Annotated in this window: 18 protein-coding genes and 1 tRNA gene; 16 read left to right on the top strand and 3 right to left on the bottom strand. The window is 69.6% G+C overall.

Features of this window, described 5'->3' with window-relative positions:
• The first annotated feature begins 1 nt into the window (after position 1).
• The 15 genes from N4G63_RS08785 to N4G63_RS08715 all read left to right on the top strand — a co-directional run bounded on the left by N4G63_RS08785 (position 2) and on the right by N4G63_RS08715 (position 16,445).
• Positions 2 to 2,311: a TonB-dependent receptor plug domain-containing protein gene (locus N4G63_RS08785; protein WP_260787937.1), complete on the top strand. Its 2,310-nt coding sequence runs from the start codon at positions 2 to 4 to the stop codon at positions 2,309 to 2,311.
• A complete protein-coding gene (locus N4G63_RS08780; protein WP_443112016.1) occupies positions 2,299 to 3,393 on the top strand; it encodes a patatin-like phospholipase family protein in 1,095 nt (364 codons plus the stop codon). Before N4G63_RS08785 ends, N4G63_RS08780 begins: the two co-directional genes overlap by 13 nt.
• A gap of 269 nt (positions 3,394 to 3,662) precedes the next feature.
• The gene (locus tag N4G63_RS08775; RefSeq protein WP_443112015.1) at positions 3,663 to 5,240 is read left to right on the top strand and encodes a DUF4331 domain-containing protein; all 1,578 of its coding nucleotides are present in this window, start codon (positions 3,663 to 3,665) and stop codon (positions 5,238 to 5,240) included.
• Between the two features lie 17 nt (positions 5,241 to 5,257).
• Complete coding sequence (locus tag N4G63_RS08770) at positions 5,258 to 5,560, top strand: hypothetical protein (protein ID WP_260787936.1); 303 nt, start codon at positions 5,258 to 5,260, stop codon at positions 5,558 to 5,560.
• Positions 5,560 to 6,732: a tetratricopeptide repeat protein gene (locus N4G63_RS08765; protein ID WP_260787935.1), complete on the top strand. Its 1,173-nt coding sequence runs from the start codon at positions 5,560 to 5,562 to the stop codon at positions 6,730 to 6,732. Before N4G63_RS08770 ends, N4G63_RS08765 begins: the two co-directional genes overlap by 1 nt.
• Positions 6,733 to 6,746: 14 nt before the next feature.
• Positions 6,747 to 8,126 (top strand): HupE/UreJ family protein, encoded by a 1,380-nt coding sequence (locus N4G63_RS08760; RefSeq protein ID WP_314599587.1) that lies wholly within the window; start codon positions 6,747 to 6,749, stop codon positions 8,124 to 8,126.
• Between the two features lie 350 nt (positions 8,127 to 8,476).
• The gene (gene thrS, locus N4G63_RS08755) at positions 8,477 to 10,384 is read left to right on the top strand and encodes a threonine--tRNA ligase (protein WP_260787933.1); all 1,908 of its coding nucleotides are present in this window, start codon (positions 8,477 to 8,479) and stop codon (positions 10,382 to 10,384) included.
• 117 nt (positions 10,385 to 10,501) lie between these two features.
• Positions 10,502 to 11,029, top strand: a complete 528-nt coding sequence (gene infC / locus N4G63_RS08750; protein ID WP_260787932.1) for a translation initiation factor IF-3 — start codon at positions 10,502 to 10,504, stop codon at positions 11,027 to 11,029.
• A 163-nt stretch (positions 11,030 to 11,192) separates the two neighbouring features.
• Entirely contained in the window at positions 11,193 to 11,396 is a 204-nt protein-coding gene (rpmI, locus tag N4G63_RS08745) for a 50S ribosomal protein L35 (protein ID WP_260787931.1), read from the top strand.
• Between the two features lie 29 nt (positions 11,397 to 11,425).
• Complete coding sequence (gene rplT, locus N4G63_RS08740; protein WP_260787930.1) at positions 11,426 to 11,782, top strand: 50S ribosomal protein L20; 357 nt, start codon at positions 11,426 to 11,428, stop codon at positions 11,780 to 11,782.
• A gap of 105 nt (positions 11,783 to 11,887) precedes the next feature.
• Complete coding sequence (gene pheS / locus N4G63_RS08735; RefSeq protein WP_260787929.1) at positions 11,888 to 12,943, top strand: phenylalanine--tRNA ligase subunit alpha; 1,056 nt, start codon at positions 11,888 to 11,890, stop codon at positions 12,941 to 12,943.
• Between the two features lie 48 nt (positions 12,944 to 12,991).
• Positions 12,992 to 15,418 (top strand): phenylalanine--tRNA ligase subunit beta, encoded by a 2,427-nt coding sequence (gene pheT / locus N4G63_RS08730; RefSeq protein ID WP_314599586.1) that lies wholly within the window; start codon positions 12,992 to 12,994, stop codon positions 15,416 to 15,418.
• Positions 15,419 to 15,462: 44 nt separating this feature from the next.
• Positions 15,463 to 15,825: an integration host factor subunit alpha gene (locus tag N4G63_RS08725; protein ID WP_260787928.1), complete on the top strand. Its 363-nt coding sequence runs from the start codon at positions 15,463 to 15,465 to the stop codon at positions 15,823 to 15,825.
• A 34-nt stretch (positions 15,826 to 15,859) separates the two neighbouring features.
• Positions 15,860 to 16,333: a MerR family transcriptional regulator gene (locus N4G63_RS08720; RefSeq protein ID WP_260787927.1), complete on the top strand. Its 474-nt coding sequence runs from the start codon at positions 15,860 to 15,862 to the stop codon at positions 16,331 to 16,333.
• A 35-nt stretch (positions 16,334 to 16,368) separates the two neighbouring features.
• Positions 16,369 to 16,445, top strand: a tRNA-Pro gene (locus N4G63_RS08715).
• Positions 16,446 to 16,662: 217 nt separating this feature from the next.
• Here N4G63_RS08715 and N4G63_RS08710 read toward each other — a convergent pair.
• Positions 16,663 to 18,837 (bottom strand): sodium-translocating pyrophosphatase, encoded by a 2,175-nt coding sequence (locus tag N4G63_RS08710; protein ID WP_260788680.1) that lies wholly within the window; start codon positions 18,835 to 18,837, stop codon positions 16,663 to 16,665.
• 259 nt (positions 18,838 to 19,096) lie between these two features.
• On the opposite strand from N4G63_RS08710, the gene ppa reads away from it, so the two are divergent.
• Positions 19,097 to 19,636: an inorganic diphosphatase gene (gene ppa / locus N4G63_RS08705; RefSeq protein WP_260787926.1), complete on the top strand. Its 540-nt coding sequence runs from the start codon at positions 19,097 to 19,099 to the stop codon at positions 19,634 to 19,636.
• A 104-nt stretch (positions 19,637 to 19,740) separates the two neighbouring features.
• Here the strand turns inward: ppa and N4G63_RS08700 are convergent, their stop codons facing one another.
• Positions 19,741 to 22,419: a bifunctional acetate--CoA ligase family protein/GNAT family N-acetyltransferase gene (locus tag N4G63_RS08700; RefSeq protein WP_314599585.1), complete on the bottom strand. Its 2,679-nt coding sequence runs from the start codon at positions 22,417 to 22,419 to the stop codon at positions 19,741 to 19,743.
• 100 nt (positions 22,420 to 22,519) lie between these two features.
• Positions 22,520 to 23,638, bottom strand: coding sequence for a GNAT family N-acetyltransferase (locus tag N4G63_RS08695; RefSeq protein WP_260788679.1), 1,119 nt, complete (start codon positions 23,636 to 23,638; stop codon positions 22,520 to 22,522).
• Positions 23,639 to 23,752 lie beyond the last annotated feature (114 nt).

The following is a 23,752-nucleotide window of genomic DNA, read 5'->3' as shown; positions in this document are numbered from 1 at the left end:
CGTGACGCTGCGCCGGCCGCTGTGCTGGGCCTGGCTGGCCGCTGCCGGGCCGCTGTGGGCCCAGGCGGTGCTGCCGGGCAGCGCAGCGGCGCCGGCTGCGGCCCCGGCCTCGGCCCCGGGCAGGGCAGCTTCGGCCCCGACCGCCACCGCCACCGCCACCGCCACCGCCACCGCCACCGCCACCGCGGCCAAGGCGGCCTCGGTGCCCAGCGGCCAGCAGGTGGTGATCGAGGGCCGCACCGACGATGCCGCGCTGCGCCGCCGCCAGGCCACCGTGGCCGGCTCGGTGATCGGCCGCGAGGAGCTCGAGGCCTTTGGCGACAGCTCGGTGGTTGATGTGCTGCAGCGCGCCGCCGGCGTGAGCATGGACGGCGACACGCCGCGCCTGCGCGGCCTGGGCGCGGGCTACACGCAGATCCTGCTGAACGGCGAGCCGGCGCCGCCCGGCTTCTCGCTGGACACGCTGGCGCCCAGCGAGATCGAGCGCATCGAGATCGTCAAGGGCCCCACGGCCGAGTTCGGCGGCGCGGCCGGCACCATCAACGTGATCCTGCGCAGCCCGCCGCGCCAGCAGCAGCGCGAGTGGCGCGGTGCGCTCGGCTACCGCATGGCGCAGCCGCAGGGCTCGAGCGGGTTTCACTGGGGCGACCGCTTCGGTGCGCTGGGCGTGTTCTTGCCGGTCAATGTGTACAGCTGGGCCAATGGCGCCGAGGTCTGGCAGGCGCGAGTCTCGCGCGCCAGCGATGGCACGGTGGCGCGCCAGCAGGTGCAGGGCTGGGACCACTGGCTGGGCCGCGGCCTGAACCTCGGCCCGCGTGTGGACTGGAAGCTCAGCGACACCGACACCCTGCAGTGGCAGGCCTTCGTGCAGCGCAACTGGCATGACAACCAGGGTGAGCGGCAAACGCGCAGCCTGGAAGGGCCGGCGCCCGGCCTGGCCGACGACCGCTCGGCCAGCTGGGGCGGCTGGCGCATGGCACGCAGCCAGGTGCAGTGGGTGCGCAAGCAGGTTGATGGCGAACGCCTGGAACTCAAGGCCAGCCTGCAGGGCAGCCGCTGGACCGGCACCGGCCGCGCCCAGGGCCACACGCCGGCCGGCGCCGAGGGCACGCTGCGCAGCTGGGACGGCAACCACCGCGAGCGCAGCCACACGCTGGGCCTGCGCTGGCGCAAGCCCTGGGCCGAGAGCCACACGCTGGCGCTGGGCGCCGATCACGACGAGCGCCAGCGCCACGAGCTGAACCGCCGCTTCGACAACGGTGCCGAGCAGCTCACCGGCGCGATCGGCGTGCCCTTCGAGGCGCAGATCCGCAAGCAGGTGCTGTTTGCGCAGGATGAGTGGGCCATCGGCGACGACTCGTCGCTCAACGCCGGCCTGCGTGCCGAATCGCTGTCGCAGCAGCTGTCCAGCCCCAGCCGCCGCGAGCACAACCGCCACAGCACGCTGGCGCCCACGCTGCAATGGCGTCTGGCGCTCGACCCCAAGGGCCGCGATGTGCTGCGCGCCGGCCTGGCCCGCACCGTGCGCGCGCCCGATTTGGGCCTGCTGCTGCCGCGCTACAGCCTGAACGGCGCCTACGACCGCGACACCGCCAACACCCCGATCGCCGCCGACTCGGCCGGCAACCCGCAGCTGCAGCCCGAGCGGGTGTGGGCGCTCGACCTGAGCCTGGAGCATTACCTGCCCGGCGACGGCGTGTTCAGCGTCAGTGGCTTCCATCGCCAGGTGCAGAACCTCATTCGCCGCCGCATCGGGCTGGAGACGGTGGCCGAGGCCAGCGTGCCGCGCTGGGTGTCGCGGCCGATCAACCTGGGCGCGGCGCGCAGCTCGGGCCTGGAGCTCGAGCTCAAGGGCCAGGCCGCGCCGTGGTTCGGGGTCTGGTGGCCTCAGGCGCCCAAGACCTTGCAGCTGCGCGCGGCGCTGTCGGTGTACCGCTCCAGCGTGGAGCAGATCGACGATCCCGATGCGCGGCTCGAGGGCCAGCCGCCCTGGCAGGCCACGCTGGGCCTGGACTGGCGCGAGCTGTGGCCAGGCTGGAGCCTTGGCGCCAGCCTGGCCCACACGCCGGCCTATGGCACCGCGCAAACCGATCGCCAGCATGTCTGGCGCGGCCAGGCGCAGCGCCTGGATGCCTACCTGCTGTGGCGCATCGAGCGCGGCACCAGCCTGCGCCTGGCGGTCCACAACCTGCTGGCGCCCGACAGCCTGGCGCGCAACAGCGTCACCGACCTGGACGGTTTTGCGGCCGGCGCCGAAACGCGACGCAGCATGCCGGCGCAGTTCAACGCGAGCTTTCAGTGGCGGTTCTGAGCGTCAGCCCCGGGCCGCGCGCGCTGCGCGTGTTTGCCGGCCCGCGCGCCCTGCAGCATTTGCGCGCGCAGGGCCTGCGGCCGCACGATGTGCGCGTGATCCCGGCCGCGGCCGGCGGCCCCAAGGGCCTGATCCTGGGCCCGCTCGACCGTTGGCTGTTCGGCCACTGGCTGGCCGGCAGCACGCACACGCTGCACCTGCTGGGGGCCTCGATCGGTGCCTGGCGCATGGCCGCGGCGGCCCAGCCCGACGCCGATGCCGCGCTGGCCCAGCTGAGCGAGGACTACATCGGCCAGACCTACGAGCACGCCCCCGGCCAGCTGCCCTCGGCGGCGGTGGTCAGCCGCGTGTTCGGCGCCAACCTGGCGGCGCGCTTTGCGGCCGGCGGGCCGGGGCCGCTCGAGCATCCCACGCGGCGGCTGCATGTGTTCACCAGCCGAGGCAAGGGCCTGCTGCACCGCGAGGGGCGCTGGTGCACGCCGGCAGGCTATCTGGCCGCCTATGCCGCCAACCTGGTCAGCCGCCGCGCCATGGGGCGCTGGCTGGAGCGTGTGGTGTTTGCCGATCCGCGCGATGCCTTGCCCTTTGCGCTGCACGACTACCCGGCGCACCAGGTGGCGCTGCGGCCCGACAACCTGGCCACGGCCATCCAAGCCAGCTGCTCGATCCCGTTCTGGCTCGAGGCCGTGCAAGACGTGCCCGGCGGCCCGCCCGGCGCCTACTGGGACGGCGGCATCACCGACTACCACCTGCACCTCGACTACGCCTCGATGGCCGAGGGCCTGGTGCTGTACCCGCACTTCCAGCGCACGCTGGTGCCCGGCTGGCTGGACAAATCGCTCCGCCACCGCCACCGCGCCAGCCCGTGGCTGGACAACGTGATCGTGCTGGCGCCCGATCCGGCCTGGATCGCCCGCTTGCCGGGCGGCAAGCTGCCCGACCGCGGCGACTTCAAGCGCTTTGCCTCCGACGAGCCCGAGCGCATGCGGCGCTGGCGCCAGGCCGTGGCCGCCGCACAGCAGCTGGCCGACGAGGCCGCACTGTGGGCCGCCGACCCGGCGCGCGACGCGCTGCCGCTGTAGCCGGCCCTGGCCGCCGGCCGGCCTGAGCCCGGCGCCGCGCCGACGCGTTGGGCACCGGCACCCTCATCGTTTCAACCGCGCCTGCATCCAGCGGCGCCAGGCTTGCGTAAGCCTGGGGGAGACCTGAGCAGCGGATTTCATTTTTAGCACTTAAAGGGTTTGTCCGCATGCTCGGCGGCGTGGCGGGGCCGATATCGGCATACGCCGGCCGTGTTGTTTGTTGTGGTGGTCTCGCGAGTCCCCCGTCCAACGACCCAGGAGCCCAATCCGTGAATTCGTTCCTCGCCTCCAGCCGCCTGCGGCATGCCACGCGTCCCGTCCTGTCAGCCTGCGCCGCCGCGGTGGCGCTGCTGGCCGCCGTGCCCAGCTGGTCGTCCAGCCACCGCGAGGCGCCGGGCATCACCGCCACGCCCAAGGTCGATGCCGCCGACTTCTACCTGTTCAACAGCTACGAAAGCGGCCGCAGCGAGTTCGTCACGCTGATCGCCAACTACCTGCCGCTGCAGGACCCGTATGGCGGCCCGAACTACTTCTCGCTCGACGCCAATGCGCTGTATGAGATCCACGTCGACAACAACGGCGACGGCAAGGAAGACATCAGCTTCCAGTTCCGCTTCAAGAACACGCTCAAGGGCACCACGCTGGCCATCGGCGGCAAGAACGTGGCCATCCCGCTGGTGCAGGCCGGTGCCGTGACGGCCCCCGGCGCTGCCACGCTGAACCTGCAGGAAAGCTTCAGCATCGACGTGGTGCGCGGCGACCGCCGCAGCGGCACGCGCGCGGCCGTCACCGCCAGCGGTGGCGGCACCAGCTTCGCCAAGCCGGTCGACAACATCGGCAGCAAGACCCTGCCCGACTACGCGGCCTACGCCGCGCAGCATGTGCACAGCATCAACATCCCGGGCTGCAGCGTGGCGGGCAAGGTCTTCGTGGGCCAGCGCAAGGACCCGTTCGCGGTGAACCTGGGCACGGTGTTCGATCTGGTCAACGCACCGCTGTCGGTGATCACCAACCCGGCGCTGATCAATGCCGCGCCCAACACCATCGACGACAAGAACGTCACCACGCTGGCGCTCGAGGTGCCCAAGGCCTGCCTGCTGGCCGGCACCGAGACGGTGATCGGCGGCTGGACCAGCGCCAGCCTGCGCCAGTCGCAGCTGCTCAACCCCCTGCCCAAGGCCGGCCACCAGACCCAGGCCGTGGTGGGCGGCGCCTGGGTGCAGGTGTCGCGCCTGGGCATGCCCCTGGTCAACGAGGTGGTGATCGGCCTGCCCGACAAGAACCGCTTCAACGCCAGCAAGCCCAAGGACGACGCGCAGTTTCTCGACTACGTGACCCACCCCACGCTGCCCAAGCTGCTGGAGATTGCGCTGGGCATCGACGGCACCTCGCCCACCAACTTTCCGCGCAACGACCTGGTCACCACCTTCCTCACCGGCATTCCCGGCGTCAACCAGCCCAAGGGCGTGGTGCCCTCCGAGATGCTGCGCCTGAACACCGCGATCGCCGCCGTGCCCTTTGCGCAGCAGAACCGCCTGGGCGTGGTGGGCGAGATCCTGCGCGTCGGCGGGCCGGCCAACCTGGCCCAGGCCGTCGATCTGGCCGGATTTCCCAATGGCCGCCGGCCCAAGGACGACGTGGTCGACATCGCGCTGGTGGCGGTGATGGGCGGCCTGTGCGTGGCCAATGGCGATGGCGATGCGCTCAAGTTCGGCGCCGCCTGCAAGCCATCGGCCGTGCCGCTGGGCGCCACCGCGTTCAGCCTGCACGACGCGGTCGACCAGGCGGTGGTGCCGCTGATGAGCAGCTTCCCCTACCTCGCCACCCCCCTGGGCGGCACGCGCTGAACCCGCCGGAGCCGATGATGAGACAAGCAAGCTCGATGGCCGCGCCGCTGGCGCGCCCCCAGGCGGCCCTGTGGCCGGCCCTGCTGCTGGGCGCCGCCCTGCTGGCCGGCTGCGGCGGCGGCGACAGTGGCAGCAGCGCCGAAGCGCCCAAGGCCGACCCGCTGGCCGCCGTGCCCGGCAGCGCCAGCCAGACCACCCAGGGCGCGGTGGACTACCAGCTCGCACTGGCCCAGGCCAGCAGCGACACGCGCGAGCCACTGGACGTCAGCACCGTCACGCTGGCCAGCTCGGACACCGACGAACCCAAGTCGGTGGATTGATGCGGCCGCGCAGCGCGCCCTGGCGCCGCGGCGCCAGTCCGGCGCGGCGGGCCGCCAGGCTGGCCGCCTGGCTGGGCCGGCTGGCCCTGGCGGGTGCCTGCGCGGGGCTGCCTGTGGCCCAGGCTGGCCAGCCGGTGCTGCCCAGCCACGACGGCCAGGTGCTCGAGCGCCTGCCGGCGCGCATGGCGCTGGGCGCCAGCCGTGATGCGCAGGCCGCCCGCGCCGACGCCCGCCAACTCCTGGAGCAGGCCCGGGCGCTGGGCGATCCCCGCCCGGCCGGTCAGGCGCTGGCCAGGCTGGCGCCCTGGCGCCACGACGCCGGCGCGCCACCGGCCCTGCTGGTCACGCTGGCCGAGGTGGAGCAGTACCTGCACCGCTTTGACGACGCCGTGCGCCGGCTCGACGGCGTGCTGCAGCGCGATCCGGCGCAGCCGCAGGCCTGGCTGATGTTGGCCGCCCTGCACCGCGTGCAAGGCCGGCTGGCCGACGCCGAGCGTGCCTGCCAGGCGCTGCAGGCCTTGCGCGCCCAACCCTGGGCGGCGGCTTGCGCTGCCGAAGGGCAGGGCCTGCGCGGCGAGTTCGACGCCGCGCGCGAGCGCTTCAACGGCCTGTTGCAGCGCAGCAGTGATGCCGGCACCCGCGGCTGGCTCTACACCTCGCTGGCCGAGCTGGAGCAGCGCGCCGCCCGCCCCGAGGCTGCCGACTCTGCCTGGCAGCAGGCCGTGGCGACCGATGGAGCGCTGTACGCCCGCATCGGCCGAGCCGACTTCCTGCTGGATCAGGGCCGCGCCGCCGAGGCCTGGGATCTGCTGCGCGATGCGCCCGATGCCGACGGCGTGCTGCTGCGCCGCGCCATCGCCGCCCAGCGCAGCGGCCGGCCCGAGGCCGCGCGGCTGGCGCGCACGGTGCGCGAGCGCCAGGCGCAGGCCGATCAACGCCCCGGCGGCAACGGCCACGAGCGTGAACGCAGCCTGCAGTTGCTGGCGCTCGAGCGCCAGCCCTGTGCGGCCTGGCAGGCGGCACAGCGCAACGTGGCACTGCAGCGCGAAGCCATCGACCTGCTGCTGCTGCACCGTGCCGCCCAGGCCTGCGGCCGGGCCGAGGCCCTGGCCGAGGCGCGCGCCACCGCGCAGCGCACCGGCCTGGTCGATCTGCGGCGCGAGGCGCTGTGACACACGCTGTCGCCATGTTCTGGCGCTGGCTGGGCCTGCTCGGCCTGCTGTGCCCGCTGGCCGCGCCGGCCCACCAGGCCAGCGACGCCTATCTGCAGGTGCAGGCCGGCGCCGAGCGCAGCAGCCTGCGCGCCGATGTGGCGCTGCGCGATCTGGACCTGCTGCTGCCCACGCTGGACGCCGACGGCGACCGCCAGCTCACCTGGGCCGAGGTGCGCCGCGCCCAGCCGCTGATCGCCGCCACCGTGCTGGGCGCGCTGCAGCTCGGTGACTGCCGCTTTCAACCGCTGGCCGGCGAGCAGGCGCTGGAGCGCCGGGCCGATGGCGTGTATGCCGTCGTGCGCGCCGATGCCGCCTGCCGGGTGGCGGCCGGCACCCCGGCGCGCTGGCACCTGCTGGCCGGCATCGACGACACCCACCGCGCGCTGCTGCGCCTGAACCTGGCCGAGGCCGGCGCGCCGCACCTGCGCGTGCTGGTGCCCAGCCCGGCACCGCGCCCGGGCGAAGCGCTGTCAACCGGCCCGGGCCAGGCGGCGGATGCGGCCGGTCCATCCGATCCGGCCACGCGCGCCAGCCAGGCGGCCGTTGGCGCCACTGGCTCCTCGTTGGTGTCGGGCGTGGCATCGGCATCGGCATCCTTGGTCAACCCCGTCGTGCCCGCCACCGTCGTCGCCGGCCCGGCCAGCGCCGCCGTGCCGACGCAGCCGCCGGCCGCCGAGCATGCGTCCTTCATCGTCGAAGGCGCGGTGCACCTGCTCAACGGCTGGGATCACCTGCTGTTTCTGGTGTGCTTGTTGCTGCCCGCAGTGCTGCAGCGTGGCGGTGCAGATCGTTCTGGTGGTGCCGGCGGTGCAGATCGTTCAGCTGCTGCCAGCGCGGCCGCCAGCAGCGCCAGCCACGGCTGGCGTCCGGTGGCCGATCTGCGCGGTGCCGTGGGGCCGGTGCTGCGCACCATCACGCTGTTCACGCTGGCCCACTCGATCACGCTGGCCTTGTCGGCGCTGGGGCGCTGGCAGCCGCTGCCCTGGCTGATCGAGCCGGCCATCGCACTCACCATCCTGGTGGCGGCGGTGGACAACCTGCGCCCGCGCCTGTGGCGCTGGCGCGATGCGCTGACCTTCGGCTTCGGCCTGGTGCATGGCTTCGGATTTGCCGGCGTGCTGGCCGAGCTCGACCTGCCCGGCGCCACCTTCGGCTGGGCGCTGCTGCAGTTCAACCTGGGGCTCGAGGCCGGCCAGCTGGCCGTGGTGGCACTGCTGCTGCCCTTGCTGATGACCTGGCGCGTGCGCGCGATGTACGTGCCCGCCGTGCTGCGTGGCGGCTCGGGCGTGGCGGCCGCGGTGGCCGCGTTCTGGTTCGTCGAGCGCTGCCTGGGCGCAGCGGCCCTGGTGTGAGGCGGCATGCGCCCGGCGCAGCCGGCGCCGGCTGCGTGCCGGCGCGGCGCGGCGCGGCGAAATGGCCCGATCGGCGGCCGCAGTTCGGCGCCTGCCGCATGGCCGCCGCCACGGCGTTGCGCCGTACAATCGCGCGCAGTTCATCCGAACCACCCCCGAAACACCCTGAACAAGAGCGAGAAAGGCACCTGGTTGTGACACCGCGAACTCAAATCGCCACCGTCACCGGCCCCTGAGCCGGCCGCGCCGTCACGCCTGTTCGACCCTTTCTCCCTGAACAACGACAAGCGCGGCTCACCACCGCGCTTTTTTGTTGCCCGCACGCCTGCCCATTTCCGGAGCCTTTTGCCATGGTCACGATCACGCTTCCCGACGGTTCGAAACGCGAGTACCCGCAGCCGGTCACCGTGGCCGAGGTGGCCGCGTCCATCGGCGCCGGGCTGGCCAAGGCGGCGCTCGGCGGCAAGATCGACGGCCGGCTGGTCGACACCAGCCACCGCATCGACGCCGACGCCGCGCTGGCCATCGTCACCGAGCGCGACGCCGACGGCCTGGAGCTGATCCGCCACTCCACCGCCCACCTGCTGGCCTATGCGGTCAAGGAGCTGTTCCCCGAAGCCCAGGTCACCATCGGCCCGGTCATCGAGCACGGCTTCTACTACGACTTCTCGTACAAGCGCCCGTTCACGCCCGACGACCTGGCCGCCATCGAGAAGAAGATGGCCGACCTGGCCAAGAAGGACGAGCCGGTGCAGCGCCGCGTGCTGCCGCGCGACGAGGCCGTGGCGTATTTCAAGTCGCTCAACGAGCACTACAAGGCCGAGATCATCGGCAGCATCCCGGCCGGCGAGGACGTGAGCCTGTACCGCGAGGGCAGCTTTGAAGACCTCTGCCGCGGCCCGCACGTGCCCAGCACCGGCAAGCTCAAGCACTTCAAGCTGATGAAGGTGGCCGGCGCCTACTGGCGCGGCGACCATCGCAACGAGATGCTGCAGCGCGTCTACGGCACCGCCTGGGCCACCAAGGACGACCTGCAGAAGTACCTCACGATGCTGGAAGAGGCCGAGAAGCGCGACCACCGCCGTCTCGGCCGCGAGCTCGACCTGTTCCACATCGACGAGCACAGCCCCGGCACGGTGTTCTGGCACCCCAAGGGCTGGACGGTGTGGCAGGGCGTCGAGCAGTACATGCGCCAGGTCTACCGCGACAACGGCTACCTGGAGGTCAAGGGCCCGCAGATCCTCGACCAGGGCTTGTGGGAGAAGACCGGCCACTGGGACAAGTACCGCGAGAACATGTTCGTCACCGAGAGCGAGAAGCGCGACTACGCGCTCAAGCCGATGAACTGCCCGGGCCACATCCTGATCTACAAGCAGGGCATCAAGAGCTACCGCGACCTGCCGCTGCGCTTTGGCGAGTTTGGCCAGTGCCACCGCAACGAGCCCACCGGTGGCCTGCACGGCATCATGCGCGTGCGCGCCTTCACCCAGGACGACGGCCACATCTTCTGCACCGAAGACCAGATCCAGGCCGAGGTGGTGGCCTTCACCACGCTGTTGCAGCGCGTGTACAAGGACTTCGGCTTCAGCGACATCATCTACAAGCTGTCCACCCGGCCCGACAAGCGCATCGGCACCGAGGAAAGCTGGGACCGCGCCGAGGCCGCGCTGGCCGAGGGCCTCAAGGCTTCGGGCTGCGACTTCGAGTACCTGCCGGGCGAGGGTGCCTTCTACGGCCCGAAGATTGAATACACGTTGAAAGATGCGCTGGGCCGCCCCTGGCAATGCGGCACGATCCAGGTCGATCCGAACCTGCCCGAACGGCTGGACGCAGAGTTCGTGGGCGAGGATGGAGCCCGCCATCGACCCATCATGCTGCACCGCGCCATCGTGGGCAGCCTCGAGCGTTTCATCGGTATTCTGATCGAGCAGCATGCTGGCGCATTGCCTGCCTGGCTGGCTCCAGTGCAGGTGGTGGTGGCCAGCATCACCGACGCGCAAGCCGAATACGTTGCAGACGTCGTGAAAACGCTGCAAAAACAAGGAGTTAGAGTTCAGGCCGATTTGCGCAACGAGAAGATCACGTATAAAATCCGCGAGCATTCGTTGCAAAAGGCCCCGTACATCCTCGTCGCAGGTGACAAGGAGAAGGCAAGTGGGGCCGTTGCTGTGCGCGCCCGGGGCAACCAAGACCTCGGCGTCATGTCGGTGGCCGACTTCGCTGCGAAGCTCGCCGCCGACATCGCCGCCAAGGTTTGACGTCCAGCCTACAGGCGCGCACTTTTTGCGTTGATTTCCGCCCGTTGCTTGCCTTGGGGCATGGATCCACGTTGATCCGAAGGGGTTTGCACCATCGCTACGTTTCTTGATCGCCGGATGCCCAATGTCGAGCGCAAGCATCGACTCAACCGCGAAATCATGGCGCCCATGGTCCGTCTGAACGGGGTCAACAACGAGCCGCTTGGCATCGTCCCGATCATGGATGCGCTGCGCCTGGCCGGCGAGGCCGATGTCGACCTGGTCGAGATCGCTGCCACCGCCGATCCCCCGGTGTGCCGGTTGATGGACTACGGCAAGTTCAAGTACCAGGAGCAGAAGAAGGCGGCCGAGGCCAAGTCGAAGCAGAAGGTCATCGAGGTCAAGGAAGTCAAGTTCCGGCCCGGTACCGACGACGGCGACTACAACATCAAGATGCGCAATCTGCGTCGATTCATCGCCGAGGACGGCGACAAGGGCAAGGTCACCTTGCGCTTTCGCGGCCGCGAGATCACGCACCAGGACCTGGGCATGAAGATGCTCGAGCGCATTCGCGAAGAACTGGCCGATGTGGCCGTGGTTGAGCACATGCCCAAGCTCGAAGGTCGCCAGATGATCATGGTGCTGGCGCCCCGCAAGAAGCAGTGAGCGCCGCGGCGGTGTGCCGCGCGTTTGGCGAGAGAACAGGTTTCACGAATTCCCCGCGCTGGTTTGGTCACCAGCGCACCCTTGGGGAACAGCTGCTGCAGGCAGTACAAGCGTCGCGCCACAACGGGCGGCCGCCTGCAGGAGCAACTTAGAAGGAGCAGTCATGCCCAAAATGAAGACCAAGAGCAGCGCGAAGAAGCGTTTTCGCGTCCGTCCGGGTGGCACCGTCAAGCGCGGTCAGGCGTTCAAGCGCCACATCCTCACGAAGAAGAGCACGACCCGCAAGCGTCAGCTGCGCGGTGCCGTGAACGTGCACGAGACCAACATGGGGCACATGGCACAAATGCTGCCCTTTGCCGGCCTCTGATCTTCTGACGGACTGAAAAGGAGCTACTCATGCCTCGCGTCAAACGTGGTGTAACCGCACGCGCCCGCCACAAGAAGATCCTGGCTCTTGCCAAGGGTTTCCGTGGTCGCCGCAAGAACGTCTTCCGCATCGCCAAGCAGGCGGTGATGAAGGCGGGCCAATATGCCTACCGTGACCGCCGCACCCGCAAGCGCGTCTTCCGCCGTCTGTGGATTGCCCGTATCAACGCCGCCGCGCGTGGTCTGGGCATCACCTACAGCAAGTTCATGGCCGGCCTGAAAAAGGCGTCGATCGAGATCGACCGCAAGGTTCTCGCCGACATGGCTGTCAACGACCCGGCTGCCTTTGGCAGCATCGTTGCCAAGGTGAAGGCCCAGCTCGCCTGATCACGGTTGCATGCCCCGTGCGCGGCTCGCGTGTGGGGCGTCGCCGACATCAGCTTCGAAGGCCGTCACCTAGCGACGGCCTTTTTTGTTTTCTGAAGTTTCTCCATGAACGATCTCGACGAACTGGTGGCGCAGGCCGGCCGCGATTTCGCCGCCGCGGCCGCGCCCGCTGCGCTGGAAGATGCCAAGGCCCGCTTCCTCGGCAAGTCTGGCCAGCTGACCGAGCTACTCAAGGGCATGGCCGCGCTGCCGCACGAAGAGAAGAAGACCCGCGGCGCCGAGATCAACCAGGCCAAGCAGGCCATCGAGGCGGCGCTGGCCGCACGCCGCCAGGCGCTGGCCGATGCCGAACTCGAGGCGCAGCTGAAAGCCGAGGCGCTGGATGTGACCCTGCCCGGCCGCCAGCGGGGCGCCGGCGGTCTGCACCCGGTGTCGCGCACGCTCGAGCGCATGGAGGGCATCTTCGGCTCGATGGGTTTCGAGGTGGCCGACGGCCCCGAAATCGAGACCGACTGGATGAGCTTCACGGCCTTGAACAACCCGGAGAACCATCCGGCGCGGTCGATGCAGGACACCTTCTACGTCGACATGAAGGACGCTGAAGGCCGCTGGTACAACCTGCGCCCGCACACCAGCCCGATGCAGGTGCGCTATGCGCGGGCCCATGCCGCAAAGTACGCGGCCGAGCTGGCGGCCGGCCAGGCCATGCCCGAGATCCGCGTCATCGCACCGGGCCGCACCTACCGGGTCGACAGCGACGCCACGCACTCGCCGATGTTCCACCAATGCGAAGGCCTGTGGATCGGCGCCAACGTGAGCTTCAAGGATCTGAAGTCGGTGTTGACCGACTTTTTCCGCCGCTTCTTCGAGAGCGACGACCTGGTGCTGCGCTTTCGGCCGTCGTTCTTTCCGTTCACCGAGCCTTCGGCCGAGGTCGACATCGCCTTCGAGTCCGGGCCGCTCAAGGGCAAGTGGCTCGAGGTGGGCGGTTGCGGCCAGGTGCATCCGAACGTGGTGCGCAACTTCGGCCTGGATGCCGAGCAGTGGATCGGCTTCGCCTTCGGTCTGGGCCCTGACCGGCTGACCATGCTGCGTTACGGCGTGAACGACCTGCGCCAGTTCTACGACGGCGACCTGCGCTTTCTGAGCCAGTTCCGCTGAACGGCCCCGCCGTCGCCTTGAACCGAACGAATTTTCGCGAGTTGCACGATGCAGTTTCCTGAATCCTGGTTGCGCGAGTTCTGCAACCCCCCGCTCGATACCGCGCAGCTGGCCGAGCTGCTCACCATGTCGGGCATGGAAGTGGAAGACATGCGCCCGGTGGCGCCACCGTTCACGGGCGTGGTGGTGGCCGAGATCGTCGAGGCCGATCAGCACCCCAATGCCGACCGCCTGCGCGTGTGCCGGGTGGATGCCGGTGTGCACAGCAAGGACGGGCCGCTGCAGATCGTCTGCGGCGCGCCGAACGCCCGCGTGGGCATCAAGGTGCCACTGGCGCTGGTGGGTGCCGAGCTGCCGCCCACCGAGGACGGCGGCGCGCCGTTCGCCATCAAGCTGGGCAAGCTGCGCGGCGTGGAAAGCGCCGGCATGCTGTGCTCGGCGCGTGAACTCAAGCTGAGCGACGACCACGGCGGCCTGCTGGAGCTGGCCGCCGATGCGCCGCTGGGCGCCGACATCCGCGGCCACCTGAAGCTCGACGACACGGTGTTCACGCTCAAGCTCACGCCCAATCTGGCGCACGGCCTGTCGGTGTATGGCATCGCGCGCGAGTTGGCGGCCCTCACCGGCGCGCCGCTGCGCACACCCGAATTTGCGCCAGCGGCAGTGGCCCACGCCGACGTGCTGCCGGTGCAGGTGCAGGCGCCCGATCTGTGTGGCCGCTTCTCGGGCCGCATCGTGCGCGGCGTCAACACCCAGGCCAAGACGCCGGCCTGGATGATCGAGCGCCTGGCGCGCTGCGGCCAGCGGCCGGTGAGCCCGCTGGTCGACATCTCGAACTACGTGATGTTCGAGTACGGCCGGCCCTCGCATATTTTTGACCTCGACAAAATCCACCAGAAACTGGTGGTGCGCTGGGGTGTCGAGGGCGAGACGCTGAAGCTGCTGAACGGCAACACCGTGACGCTGGACACGACGGTGGGCGTGATTGCCGATGCGCAGGCGGTCGAGTCACTGGCCGGCATCATGGGTGGCGACGCCACTGCCGTGAGCGACGAGACGAAGAACATCTACATCGAGGCCGCGTTCTGGTGGCCGCAGGCGGTGGCGGGGCGCTCGCGCCGCTACAACTTCTCGACCGATGCCGGTCACCGCTTCGAGCGGGGTGTCGATCCGGCGCAGACGGTGGCCCACATCGAGCACATCACGCGCCTGGTGCAGCAGGTGTGCGGCGGCGATGCCGGCCCGATGGACGACCAGACACTGAGCCTGCCTGCGCGCGCCCCGGTCACGCTGCGCGTCGAGCGCGCGGCCAAGGTCATCGGCATGCCGGTCACGCAGGCGCAGTGCGCCGACGTGTTCCGCCGCCTGGGGCTCGAATTTTCCGAGGCGCCGGGCAGCCTGGTGGTCACGCCGCCGAGCTGGCGCTTCGACCTGGCGATCGAGGAAGACCTGATCGAGGAGGTGATCCGCGTCATCGGCTACAACGCGCTGCCGGCCACGCCGCCGCTGGCGCCGGTGACAGCGCACCTGCGCACCGAGGCGCAGCGCAGCCGCCATGCCGTGCGCCACAGTCTGGCCGCGCTGGGCTACCAGGAGACGATCAACTTCAGCTTCGTGGAAGCGCGCTGGGAGCATGAGCTGGCCGGCAATGCCGACCCGATCCGCGTGCTCAACCCGATTGCCGCACCGCTGGCGGTGATGCGCTCCAGCCTGATCGGCAGCCTGGTGCAGGTATTGCGCCACAACCTGGCGCGCAAGGCGCCGCGGGTGCGCGTGTTCGAGCTGGGTCGTGTGGCCCTGCGCGATGCCGGCGTGGCCGACAGCGACACCACGGTGGCCGGTGTGCACCAGCCGATGCATGTGGCGGGCCTGGCCTACGGGCCGGCCGAGATCACCCAATGGGGCGTGGCCGAGCGTGCGGCCGACTTCTTCGATCTGAAGGGGGATGTCGAGGCCTTGCTGGCGCCCGGCCCGGTGCGCTTCGAGCCGGCGAGCCATCCGGCGCTGCACCCGGGCCGCAGCGCGCGCGTGCTGCTCGATGGCCAGGCCATCGGCGTGATCGGCGAGCTGCATCCCAAGTGGCGCCAGGCCTACGAGCTGCCGCAGGCGCCGCTGCTGTTCGAGCTGAGCCTGGACGCCGTGCAGCAGCGTGTGGTGCCGGTGGGCCAGCCGATTGCACGGCATCAGGCGGCGCTGCGCGACCTGGCCCTGGTGGTGGGCGAGCAGGCCAGCCACGACGCGCTGCTGGGCGCCTTGCGCGCCGATCCGTCGGGCCTGGTGCAGACGGTCACGCTGTTTGACGTCTACCGCCCGGCCAAACCGGTGACCGACATCGCGGCCGGCGAGCGCAGCATGGCCGTGCGCATCGAACTGCTGGATGCCGAGGCCACGCTGACCGATGAGCGCATCGATGCCGCCGTGGCCGCAGCGGTGGAACGCGCCACCCAGGCCGTGGGCGCCCGCCTGCGGGCCTGAAGCCCGATCAGAAAACACGCCTGTCGTACCGAGGACAACACCATATGAATACCGAGGACACGAAGCCCGACCGCGTGATCCTGCCGTCGTTGGAGACGCCCACGCTGACCAAGGCCGAACTGGCCGAGCTGCTGTTCGAGCGCCTGGGCCTGAACAAGCGCGAATCGAAGGACATGGTCGAGGCCTTCTTCGAAATCGTGCACCAGACCCTGGTGGACGGCAGCGACGTCAAGCTCTCCGGCTTTGGCAACTTCAACATCCGGCGCAAGGCGCCGCGCCCGGGGCGCAATCCGCGCACCGGCGAGGCGATCCCGATCAAGGCGCGCAACGTGGTGACGTTCCATGCCAGCCACAAGCTCAAGGCGATCGTGCAAGGCGACACCCCGCTGGGTGAAGAGTTCGAGTAGAGTCTGAGCTCGCTCGCTCACCGCCTTGATTCATATGGAGAATTCGCTCCCCGCGATTCCCGCCAAGCGCTACTTCACCATTGGTGAGGTCAGTGAGTTGTGCGGCGTCAAGCCATATGTGCTGCGCTACTGGGAGCAGGAGTTCACCCAGCTCAAGCCGATGAAGCGGCGCGGCAACCGGCGCTACTACCAGCATCACGAGGTGCTGCTGATCCGCCGCATCCGCGACCTGCTCTACGACCAGGGTTTCACGATAAGCGGCGCGCGCAACCAGCTCGGCGAACTGGCCGCGGCCGCGCGTGCCGTGGGTGTGACCGGTCTGCCGCCCAGCCTCGACGACATCGATGGCCCGGACGACGGCGCCGTGCTGGGCGTTGACGGCCTGCCCGCCGGCGCCGATGTGCATGCGTTTGCCGACGAGGCCATGCCGCTGCCCGAGGTGCGTGAACTCGCGCCGTCGCAGCTGCGCGCTGAGCTGATGTCGATTCGTGCGTTGCTGGCCGTCTGAACGGCTGATTTTCTGTCTATAATGCGAGGCTTCGTCGGGGTGTAGCGCAGCCTGGTAGCGCACTTGCATGGGGTGCAAGGGGTCGCGAGTTCGAATCCCGCCACCCCGACCAAAGAACGGCAGAGCCTGGTGTCCACAAGACACCAGGCTTTTTGCTTTTCAGCGGCTGTGGCGCGGCTTTGGGCTTTGCGCCGTGTTGTCGCCGGTCTGTGCCAGCCTCTCATTTCGGGGACATCCTCTCAGCCCGGACGAGGCATGAAAAAAGCCAGCCCGGGGGCTGGCTTGGCTGGGGCACCACGCCATGCGCGATGGCGCCGGTGCTCAGGCGCTCACTGCGAGGCCGCCGAGGCTGGCACCGACGCCGCAGACGCCGCGGCCGGTGCGGTGACGGCCGCGGGTGCCGTGGCGTGGTTGTCGGCGGCCTTGGTGCTGGCCGACATCGGCAGCAGCGGCACGATCAGCAGGGCCACGATGTTGATGATCTTGATCAGCGGGTTGACGGCCGGTCCGGCGGTGTCCTTGTAGGGATCGCCCACGGTGTCGCCGGTGACGGCCGACTTGTGCGCATCGCCGCCCTTCTTGTGCAGCACGCCGGCTTCGTCCTTGAAGCCTTCTTCGATCAGCTTCTTGGCGTTGTCCCAGGCGCCGCCGCCGGTGCACATCGAGATGGCCACGAACAGGCCGGTGACGATGGTGCCCATCAGCAGGCCACCCAGCGCGGCCGGGCCCAGCAGCATGCCCACCAGGATGGGCACTGCCACCGGCAGCAGCGAGGGCACCACCATCTCCTTGATGGCGGCGGTGGTGAGCATGTCGACCGCCGCGCCGTAGTTGGGCTTGCGCTTGCCGGCCATGATCTGTCCGTCCTGGAACTGCTTGCGCACCTCCACCACCACGGCGCCGGCGGCGCGGCCCACCGCCTCCATCGCCATGGCGCCGAACAGGTAGGGGATCAGGCCGCCGATGAACAGGCCGATGATCACCATGTGGTCGCTCAAGTCGAACGACACGTGCATGCCGCGCGCCTCGAGTGCATGGGTGTAGTCGGCAAACAGCACCAGGGCGGCCAGGCCGGCCGAGCCGATGGCATAGCCCTTGGTGACTGCCTTGGTGGTGTTGCCCACGGCGTCCAGCGGGTCGGTGATGTCGCGCACGCTGGCCGGCAGCTCGGCCATCTCGGCAATGCCGCCGGCGTTGTCGGTGATCGGGCCGTAGGCGTCGAGCGCCACCACGATGCCGGCCATGCTGAGCATGGCGGTGGCGGCGATGGCGATGCCGTACAGGCCGGCCAGCTGGAAGGACGCGACGATGGCCATGCAGACCATGATCACCGGCCAGGCGGTGGACTTCATGCTCACGCCCAGGCCGGCGATCACGTTGGTGCCGTGGCCGGTGGTGCTGGCCTGCGCCACATGCTGCACCGGCTTGTACTGGGTGCCGGTGTAGTACTCGGTCACCCACACCAGGCCGGCGGTGAGCAGTAGACCCACGGCGCAGGAGCCGATCATGCGCATCTGCGTGCCGGCGCCCAGGGCGTCGGGCGGCATCACCAGGTAGGTGACGCCGATGAAGGCGATGAACGACAGCACGCCGGCGACGATGAGGCCCTTGTAGAGCGCCGGCATCACGTTCTTCATGCCGGGGCTGGCCTTCACCACGCTGCAGCCGACGATGCTGGCGATGATCGACACACCGCCCAGCAGCAGCGGGTAGACCACCGCGGCCATCGGCGCCGCGGTGACCATCAGCGCGCCGAGCGCCATGGTGGCGATCAGGGTCACGGCATAGGTCTCGAACAGGTCGGCGGCCATGCCGGCGCAGTCGCCCACGTTGTCGCCCACATTGTCTGCAATCACCGCCGGGTTGCGCGGGTCGTCCTCGGGGATGCCGGCCTCGACCTTGCCCACCAGATCGGCGCCCACGTCGGCGCCCTTGGTGAAGATGCCGCCACCCAGGCGGGCAAAGATCGAGATCAGGCTCGAGCCGAAGGCCAGGCCCAGCAGCGGCTTGAGCACGGTGGACAGGCTCTTGTCGTTGGCCGCCGTGCCGTTGCCGGTGATGTAGAGGAAGAAGGCGCCCACACCCAGCAGGCCCAGGCCCACCACCAGCATGCCGGTGATGGCGCCGCCCTTGAACGCGACATTCAGCGCCGGGCCGATGCCGCGGGTGGCGGCCTGCGCGGTGCGCACATTGGCCTTGACCGACACGTTCATGCCGATGAAGCCGCAGGCGCCCGACAGCACTGCACCGAGCACGAAGCCGGCCGCCGTGGTGCCGTCAAGGAACCAGCCGATCAGCACTGCGAGCACCAGGCCCACGATGCCGATGGTGCGGTACTGCCGCGCAAGGTACGCGGCCGCACCTTGCTGGATCGCCTCGGCGATTTCCTGCATGCGGGCGTTGCCCGCGTCCTGTTTCAGGATCCAGCCCCGCTGGATGAAGCCATAAGCCACGGCGATGACGCCGAACAAGAGCGCGATGTAGAGCGCCTGCATGGTGGAAATCAAGGTTTCTCCTTCCTCGTTGATTCAGGCCCTGTGATTTGCGCCGCGGATTTGTTTGGCACCGGTTCAACCGGCCATGGCAGCGGTCGCCAATTCAATGTAAGGGAAGCGTCATCCATCCGACCCCGTGTTTTCCTGCGGTAACGCAAGGCGGGTGTTGCGGGGTGTGTGGTGCGGGCGTCAGGGCGGGGTCATGCGGCATCCGTAGAATCGGGGTTTCCCCGAAAACCGCACCGGCACTGCCGCAACGAGCACCACCATGAGCCTGCACAACGTGACCCCCGGCGCCAAGGCGCCCGACGAGTTCAACGTGATCATCGAGATCCCGATGAACGGCGACCCGATCAAGTACGAGGTCGACCATGAATCCGGCGCCCTGTTCGTCGATCGTTTCATGAGCACCTCGATGCACTACCCGTGCAACTACGGCTACATCCCCAACACGCTGGCCGACGATGGCGATCCGGTCGATGTGCTGGTGATCACGCCGGTGCCGCTGATCCCGGGCGTGGTGGTCACCTGCCGTCCGCTGGGCATGCTGAAGATGGACGACGAGGCGGGCGGCGACAACAAGCTGCTGGCCGTGCCCATCGACAAGATCCTGTCGGTCTACAGCCAGTGGAAGAAGCCTGAAGACCTGAACCCGCTGCGCCTGAAGACCATCCAGCACTTCTTCGAGCACTACAAGGATCTCGAAGTGGGCAAGTGGGTCAAGGTGGTGGGCTGGGAAGGCACCGACGCCGCCAAGGCCGAGGTGTCCGAAGGCATGAAGCGCTGGGCCGTCGAAGGCAAGAAGTAAGCACGGCCTGCCCGGTGCCGCGCTGCGGCGCGGCCAGGCACAAGGATCAACGGGCCCTGCGGGGCCCGTTGTCATTGGCGCAGCGCACCGGGCTGGGGCCTGGGCTACAGCGCCTTGCTCACCAGCTTGAAGTCCGGGTCTTCCGGGAAGCTGCGCGTGGCAAAGCCCAGGCTGGTCATCAGGCGCAGCATGTTGGGGTTGTTGGCCAGCACCAGGCCGTCGATCTCGGCCAGGCCCTTGGCGCGGGCAAAGTCCATGATGCTGAGCATCAGCCGCGAGCCCAGGCCCTGGCCCTTGTAGGCGTCGCTCACCACCAGCGAGAACTCGCAACTCGTCTGGTCGGGGTTGGTGATGTAGCGTGACACGCCGATGATCTGCTCGCGCTCGACAAACTCGCCGTCTGCGCCGGCCTCGCGGCTGCGGTGCACGGCCACCAGGGCCATCTCGCGGTCGTAGTCGATCAGCGTGTAGCGGGCCAGCATGCGCGCCGGCAGCTCCTGGATGGCGCTGGCAAAGCGGAAGTAGCGGCTTTCTTCCGACAGGCTGCGCACAAAGGCCTGCAGCATGTCGGCGTCGTCGGGCCGCACCGGGCGGATGGTGTACAGGCCGCCGCCCTTCATCGGCCACTCGCGCTCGTAGGCGCTGGGGTAGGGCAGGATGGCCAGGTGGGTGTACTCGCCCACGCTGGGCTGGGCATGGTCGATCACCACGCGGGCATCCACGGCCACCGCACCGCTCTCGTCGACGATGATCGGGTTGATGTCCATCTCGCGCAGCTGCGGCAGCTGGCAGACCATCTCCGACACCCGCAGCAGCACCTGCTCGATGGCGTCCAGATCGGCCGCCGGGTGGCCGCGCCACTCGCCCAGCATGGCCGCCACGCGCGAGCGCTCGATCAGCCGCCGCGCCAGAAACTGGTTCAGCGGCGGCAGCTCCATCGCGCGGTCGGCGATCAGCTCGATCATGGTGCCGCCGGCGCCGAAGGTGATCACCGGGCCGAAGGGGTCGTCGGTGGTCAGGCCGATGTAGATCTCGCGGCCACGGCGCTTGGCGGCCATGGGCTGGATGGTCACGCCGTTGATGCGGGCCGCGGGCAGTGCACGCTTCACCGCGGCCAGCATGTCGTTGTAGGTGTCGCGCACCTGGGTGGCGGTGCTCACGTTCAGCGCCACGCCCTGCACATCGCTCTTGTGGCTGATGTCGGGCGAATCGATCTTCAGCGCCACCGGGTAGCCCAGCTGGCTGGCGATCAGCATGGCCTCGTTGGCGCTGCGCGCCAGCATCGTGCGCGTGACCGGGATGTGGAAGGCGGCCAGCAACGCCTTGCTTTCCATTTCGGTGAGCACCTTGCGGCGCTCGGCCAGCACGCCCTCGATCAGCAGGCGCGCGCCTTCGGTGTCGGGCTGGTTCAGCGCCGACAGCGGCGGCGGCGTCTGCTGCAGCAGCTGCTGGTTCTGGTAGAAGCTGGCGATGTTGCCGAAGGCGTCCACCGCCGCCTCGGGGGTGCGGAAGTTGGGGATGGCGGCGGCGTTGAGCACCTCGCGTGCCTCGCGCACCGACTCGTCGCCCATCCAGCAGGCCAGGACCGGCTTGGCCACCGGGCGAAACACCTCGACGATGGCCCGTGCCACCGCGGCCGCATCGCTGTCGGGTTTGGGGCTCAGGATCACCAGCACGCCGTCGATGCCGCGGTCCTTGCCGCAGGCCTGCACGGCGGCCTTGAAATGCTCGGGGCGGGCGTCTTCACCCAGGTCGACCAGCGACTGCAGCGTGGCCCCGTCGGGCAGCAGCGGCGCCAGACCCACGCGCGTGGCGTCGCTGAAGGCCGCCACCTCGATGCCGATCTCGTTGGCCCAGTCGGCGGCCAGCACGCCGGGGCCGCCGCCATTGGTGATGATGGCCATGCGCTTGCCTACCGGGCGGTAGCGCGAGGCCAGGCACTTGGCGGCCGAGAACAGCTGCGTGAACACCCGCACCCGCACCGCACCGGCACGCCGCAGCGCCGACTCGAACACGTCGTCCGAGCCGACGATGGCCGCCGAGTGGGTCAGCGCGGCATGCGAGCCGGCCGGCTTGCGCCCGGCCTTCATCACCACCACCGGCTTGACGAAGGCCGCGGCGCGCAGCGCGCTCATGAAGCGCCGCGCGTGGCGGATGCCTTCCATGTAGACCAGGATGCTCTGCGTGCTGGCGTCGTTGGCCAGAAAGTCGAGCACCTGCGGCAGGTCGACCGCGGTGTTCGGGCCCAGCGACACCACGGCCGAGAAGCCCACGCCGTTGCGGCCGGCCCAGTCGATGATCGACGAGGTGAGCGCGCCCGACTGCGACACCAGCGCCAGCGGCCCCGGCGTGGCCAGCGGCCCGGCCGCCGCGGCGTTGAGCTTCAGGTGCGGGCGCTGAAAGCCCAGGCTGTTGGGCCCCAGCAGGTGCACGCCATGGCGCTTGGCAATGGCCAGCAGGTCGCTGCACTGCGTGGCCGACATGCCGGCGCCCAGCACCAGGGCCGCGCGGCAGCGGATGCGGCCGGTCACCTCCAGCGCGGCGGCCACCTGATCGGCCGGCAGCGCGATCAGCGCCAGATCGGCACGCGAGTGCGCCAGATCGGCCAGCGTGCCGGTCATCGAGATGTCGAGAAAGGTGATCGGCCCGCTGAAGCCGTGGCTTTGCAGTTCAGCCAGCAGGGCACGGGCGTGGGCGGTCTGCTGTGCCGGCTGGTCGGGATCGCCGGCAAACACCACGATGGATTCGGGCGAGAACAGCGGGGTGAGGTAATGCTTGTCCATGAACGCGGCAAGGCGCGCGGGGCGCCTGATCAGGGTTTGTCCGAGCATAGGCCCGGCCAGCGGCCGCCCCGGCGCCCAAGGCCTCGGTGCTTGCCCTGCATCAAGCGCCAGGGTGGCGGAACGGGCTGTGTTCGTGCAGTTCGTCGATGTAGGCGGCGATGCCTTCGCCCTCCTGCGCCAGGTAGTCGGCCACCGCACGGTTGAACTCGGGGTGCGCCAGCCAGTGCGCCGAGCGCGTGGGCGCCGGCATCAGGCCGCGCGCCATCTTGTGCTCGCCCTGCGCGCCGCCCTCGAAGCGCGTGTAGCCGTTGGCCAGGCACCAGGCCAGCGGCTGGTAGTAACAGGCCTCGAAGTGCAGGCAGGGGATGTACTCGGTGGCGCCCCAGTAGCGGCCGAAGGCCGCGCCGCGGGCCTCGTCCAGCGCCACCAGCGAGGCGGCGATCGGCGTGCCGCCATCACCACCGCGCCGCGCCACAAACAGCAGCCAGTGGGCTGGCATGGCACGGCCCATGGCACGAAAGAACTCAAGGTTCAGGTAGGGCTTGGAGTGGTGCAGCCGGTAGGTGCCGGTATAGCAGCCGTGAAAGAAGCGCCACAGCTCGTCGCTGATCTCGTGGCCGCGGTGGGCCGTGAACGTGACACCGGCCTCGGCCACGCGCCGGCGCTCTTGCTGGATCTTCTTGCGCTTCTCGCGCGCCAGGCTGGCCAGGAAGGCCTCGAAGTCGGGCCATGGCGCAACGGCCTGCTGCTGCCAGTGGAACTGCACGCCCTGGCGCACCAGGCCCGCGGCGTCGGCCACCGCGCCTGATTCAGCCTCGGGGTGAAACAGCACATGCAGGCCCGAGGCCTTCTCGTGCGCGGCCACGGCCTGCAGGCCTTGCAGCAGGGCGCCGCGCGCGGCTGCGTCGGTGGCCAGCAGCCGGCTGCCAGGCACCGGAGTGAAGGGCACGGCCACCAGCAGCTTGGGGTAGTAGCGCAGGCCGTGGCGATGGTAGGCATCGGCCCAGGCCCAGTCGAACACGTACTCGCCGTACGAGTGGGTCTTCAGATAGGCCGGCGCGGCGGCCACCAGCGCGCCGTGGCGCGTGACGGTGACAAAGCGCGGCGCCCAGCCGGTGCTGGCCACCGCGCAGCCGCTGGCATGCAGCGCCGCCAGGTAGGCGTGGCGCATGAAGGGCGTGGGCTGGGCCTGGGCCGCCAGCAGCGTGTCCCAGGCCATGGCGTCGAGCGCCGACGGATCGTCATGCACGCGGATAACATGGTCGTCCTGCCCCGCGATGGCGCCCTGTGCGGCGCTGCTCGGATGGGGGCTGCCACTGCCTTCGGTCAACAA

This window comes from Aquabacterium sp. OR-4, from assembly GCF_025290835.2.
Lineage (GTDB): Bacteria > Pseudomonadota > Gammaproteobacteria > Burkholderiales > Burkholderiaceae_C > Pseudaquabacterium.
The sequence above is the reverse complement of the archived record's forward strand: the minus strand, read 5'-3'. Positions and strand labels throughout refer to the sequence as shown.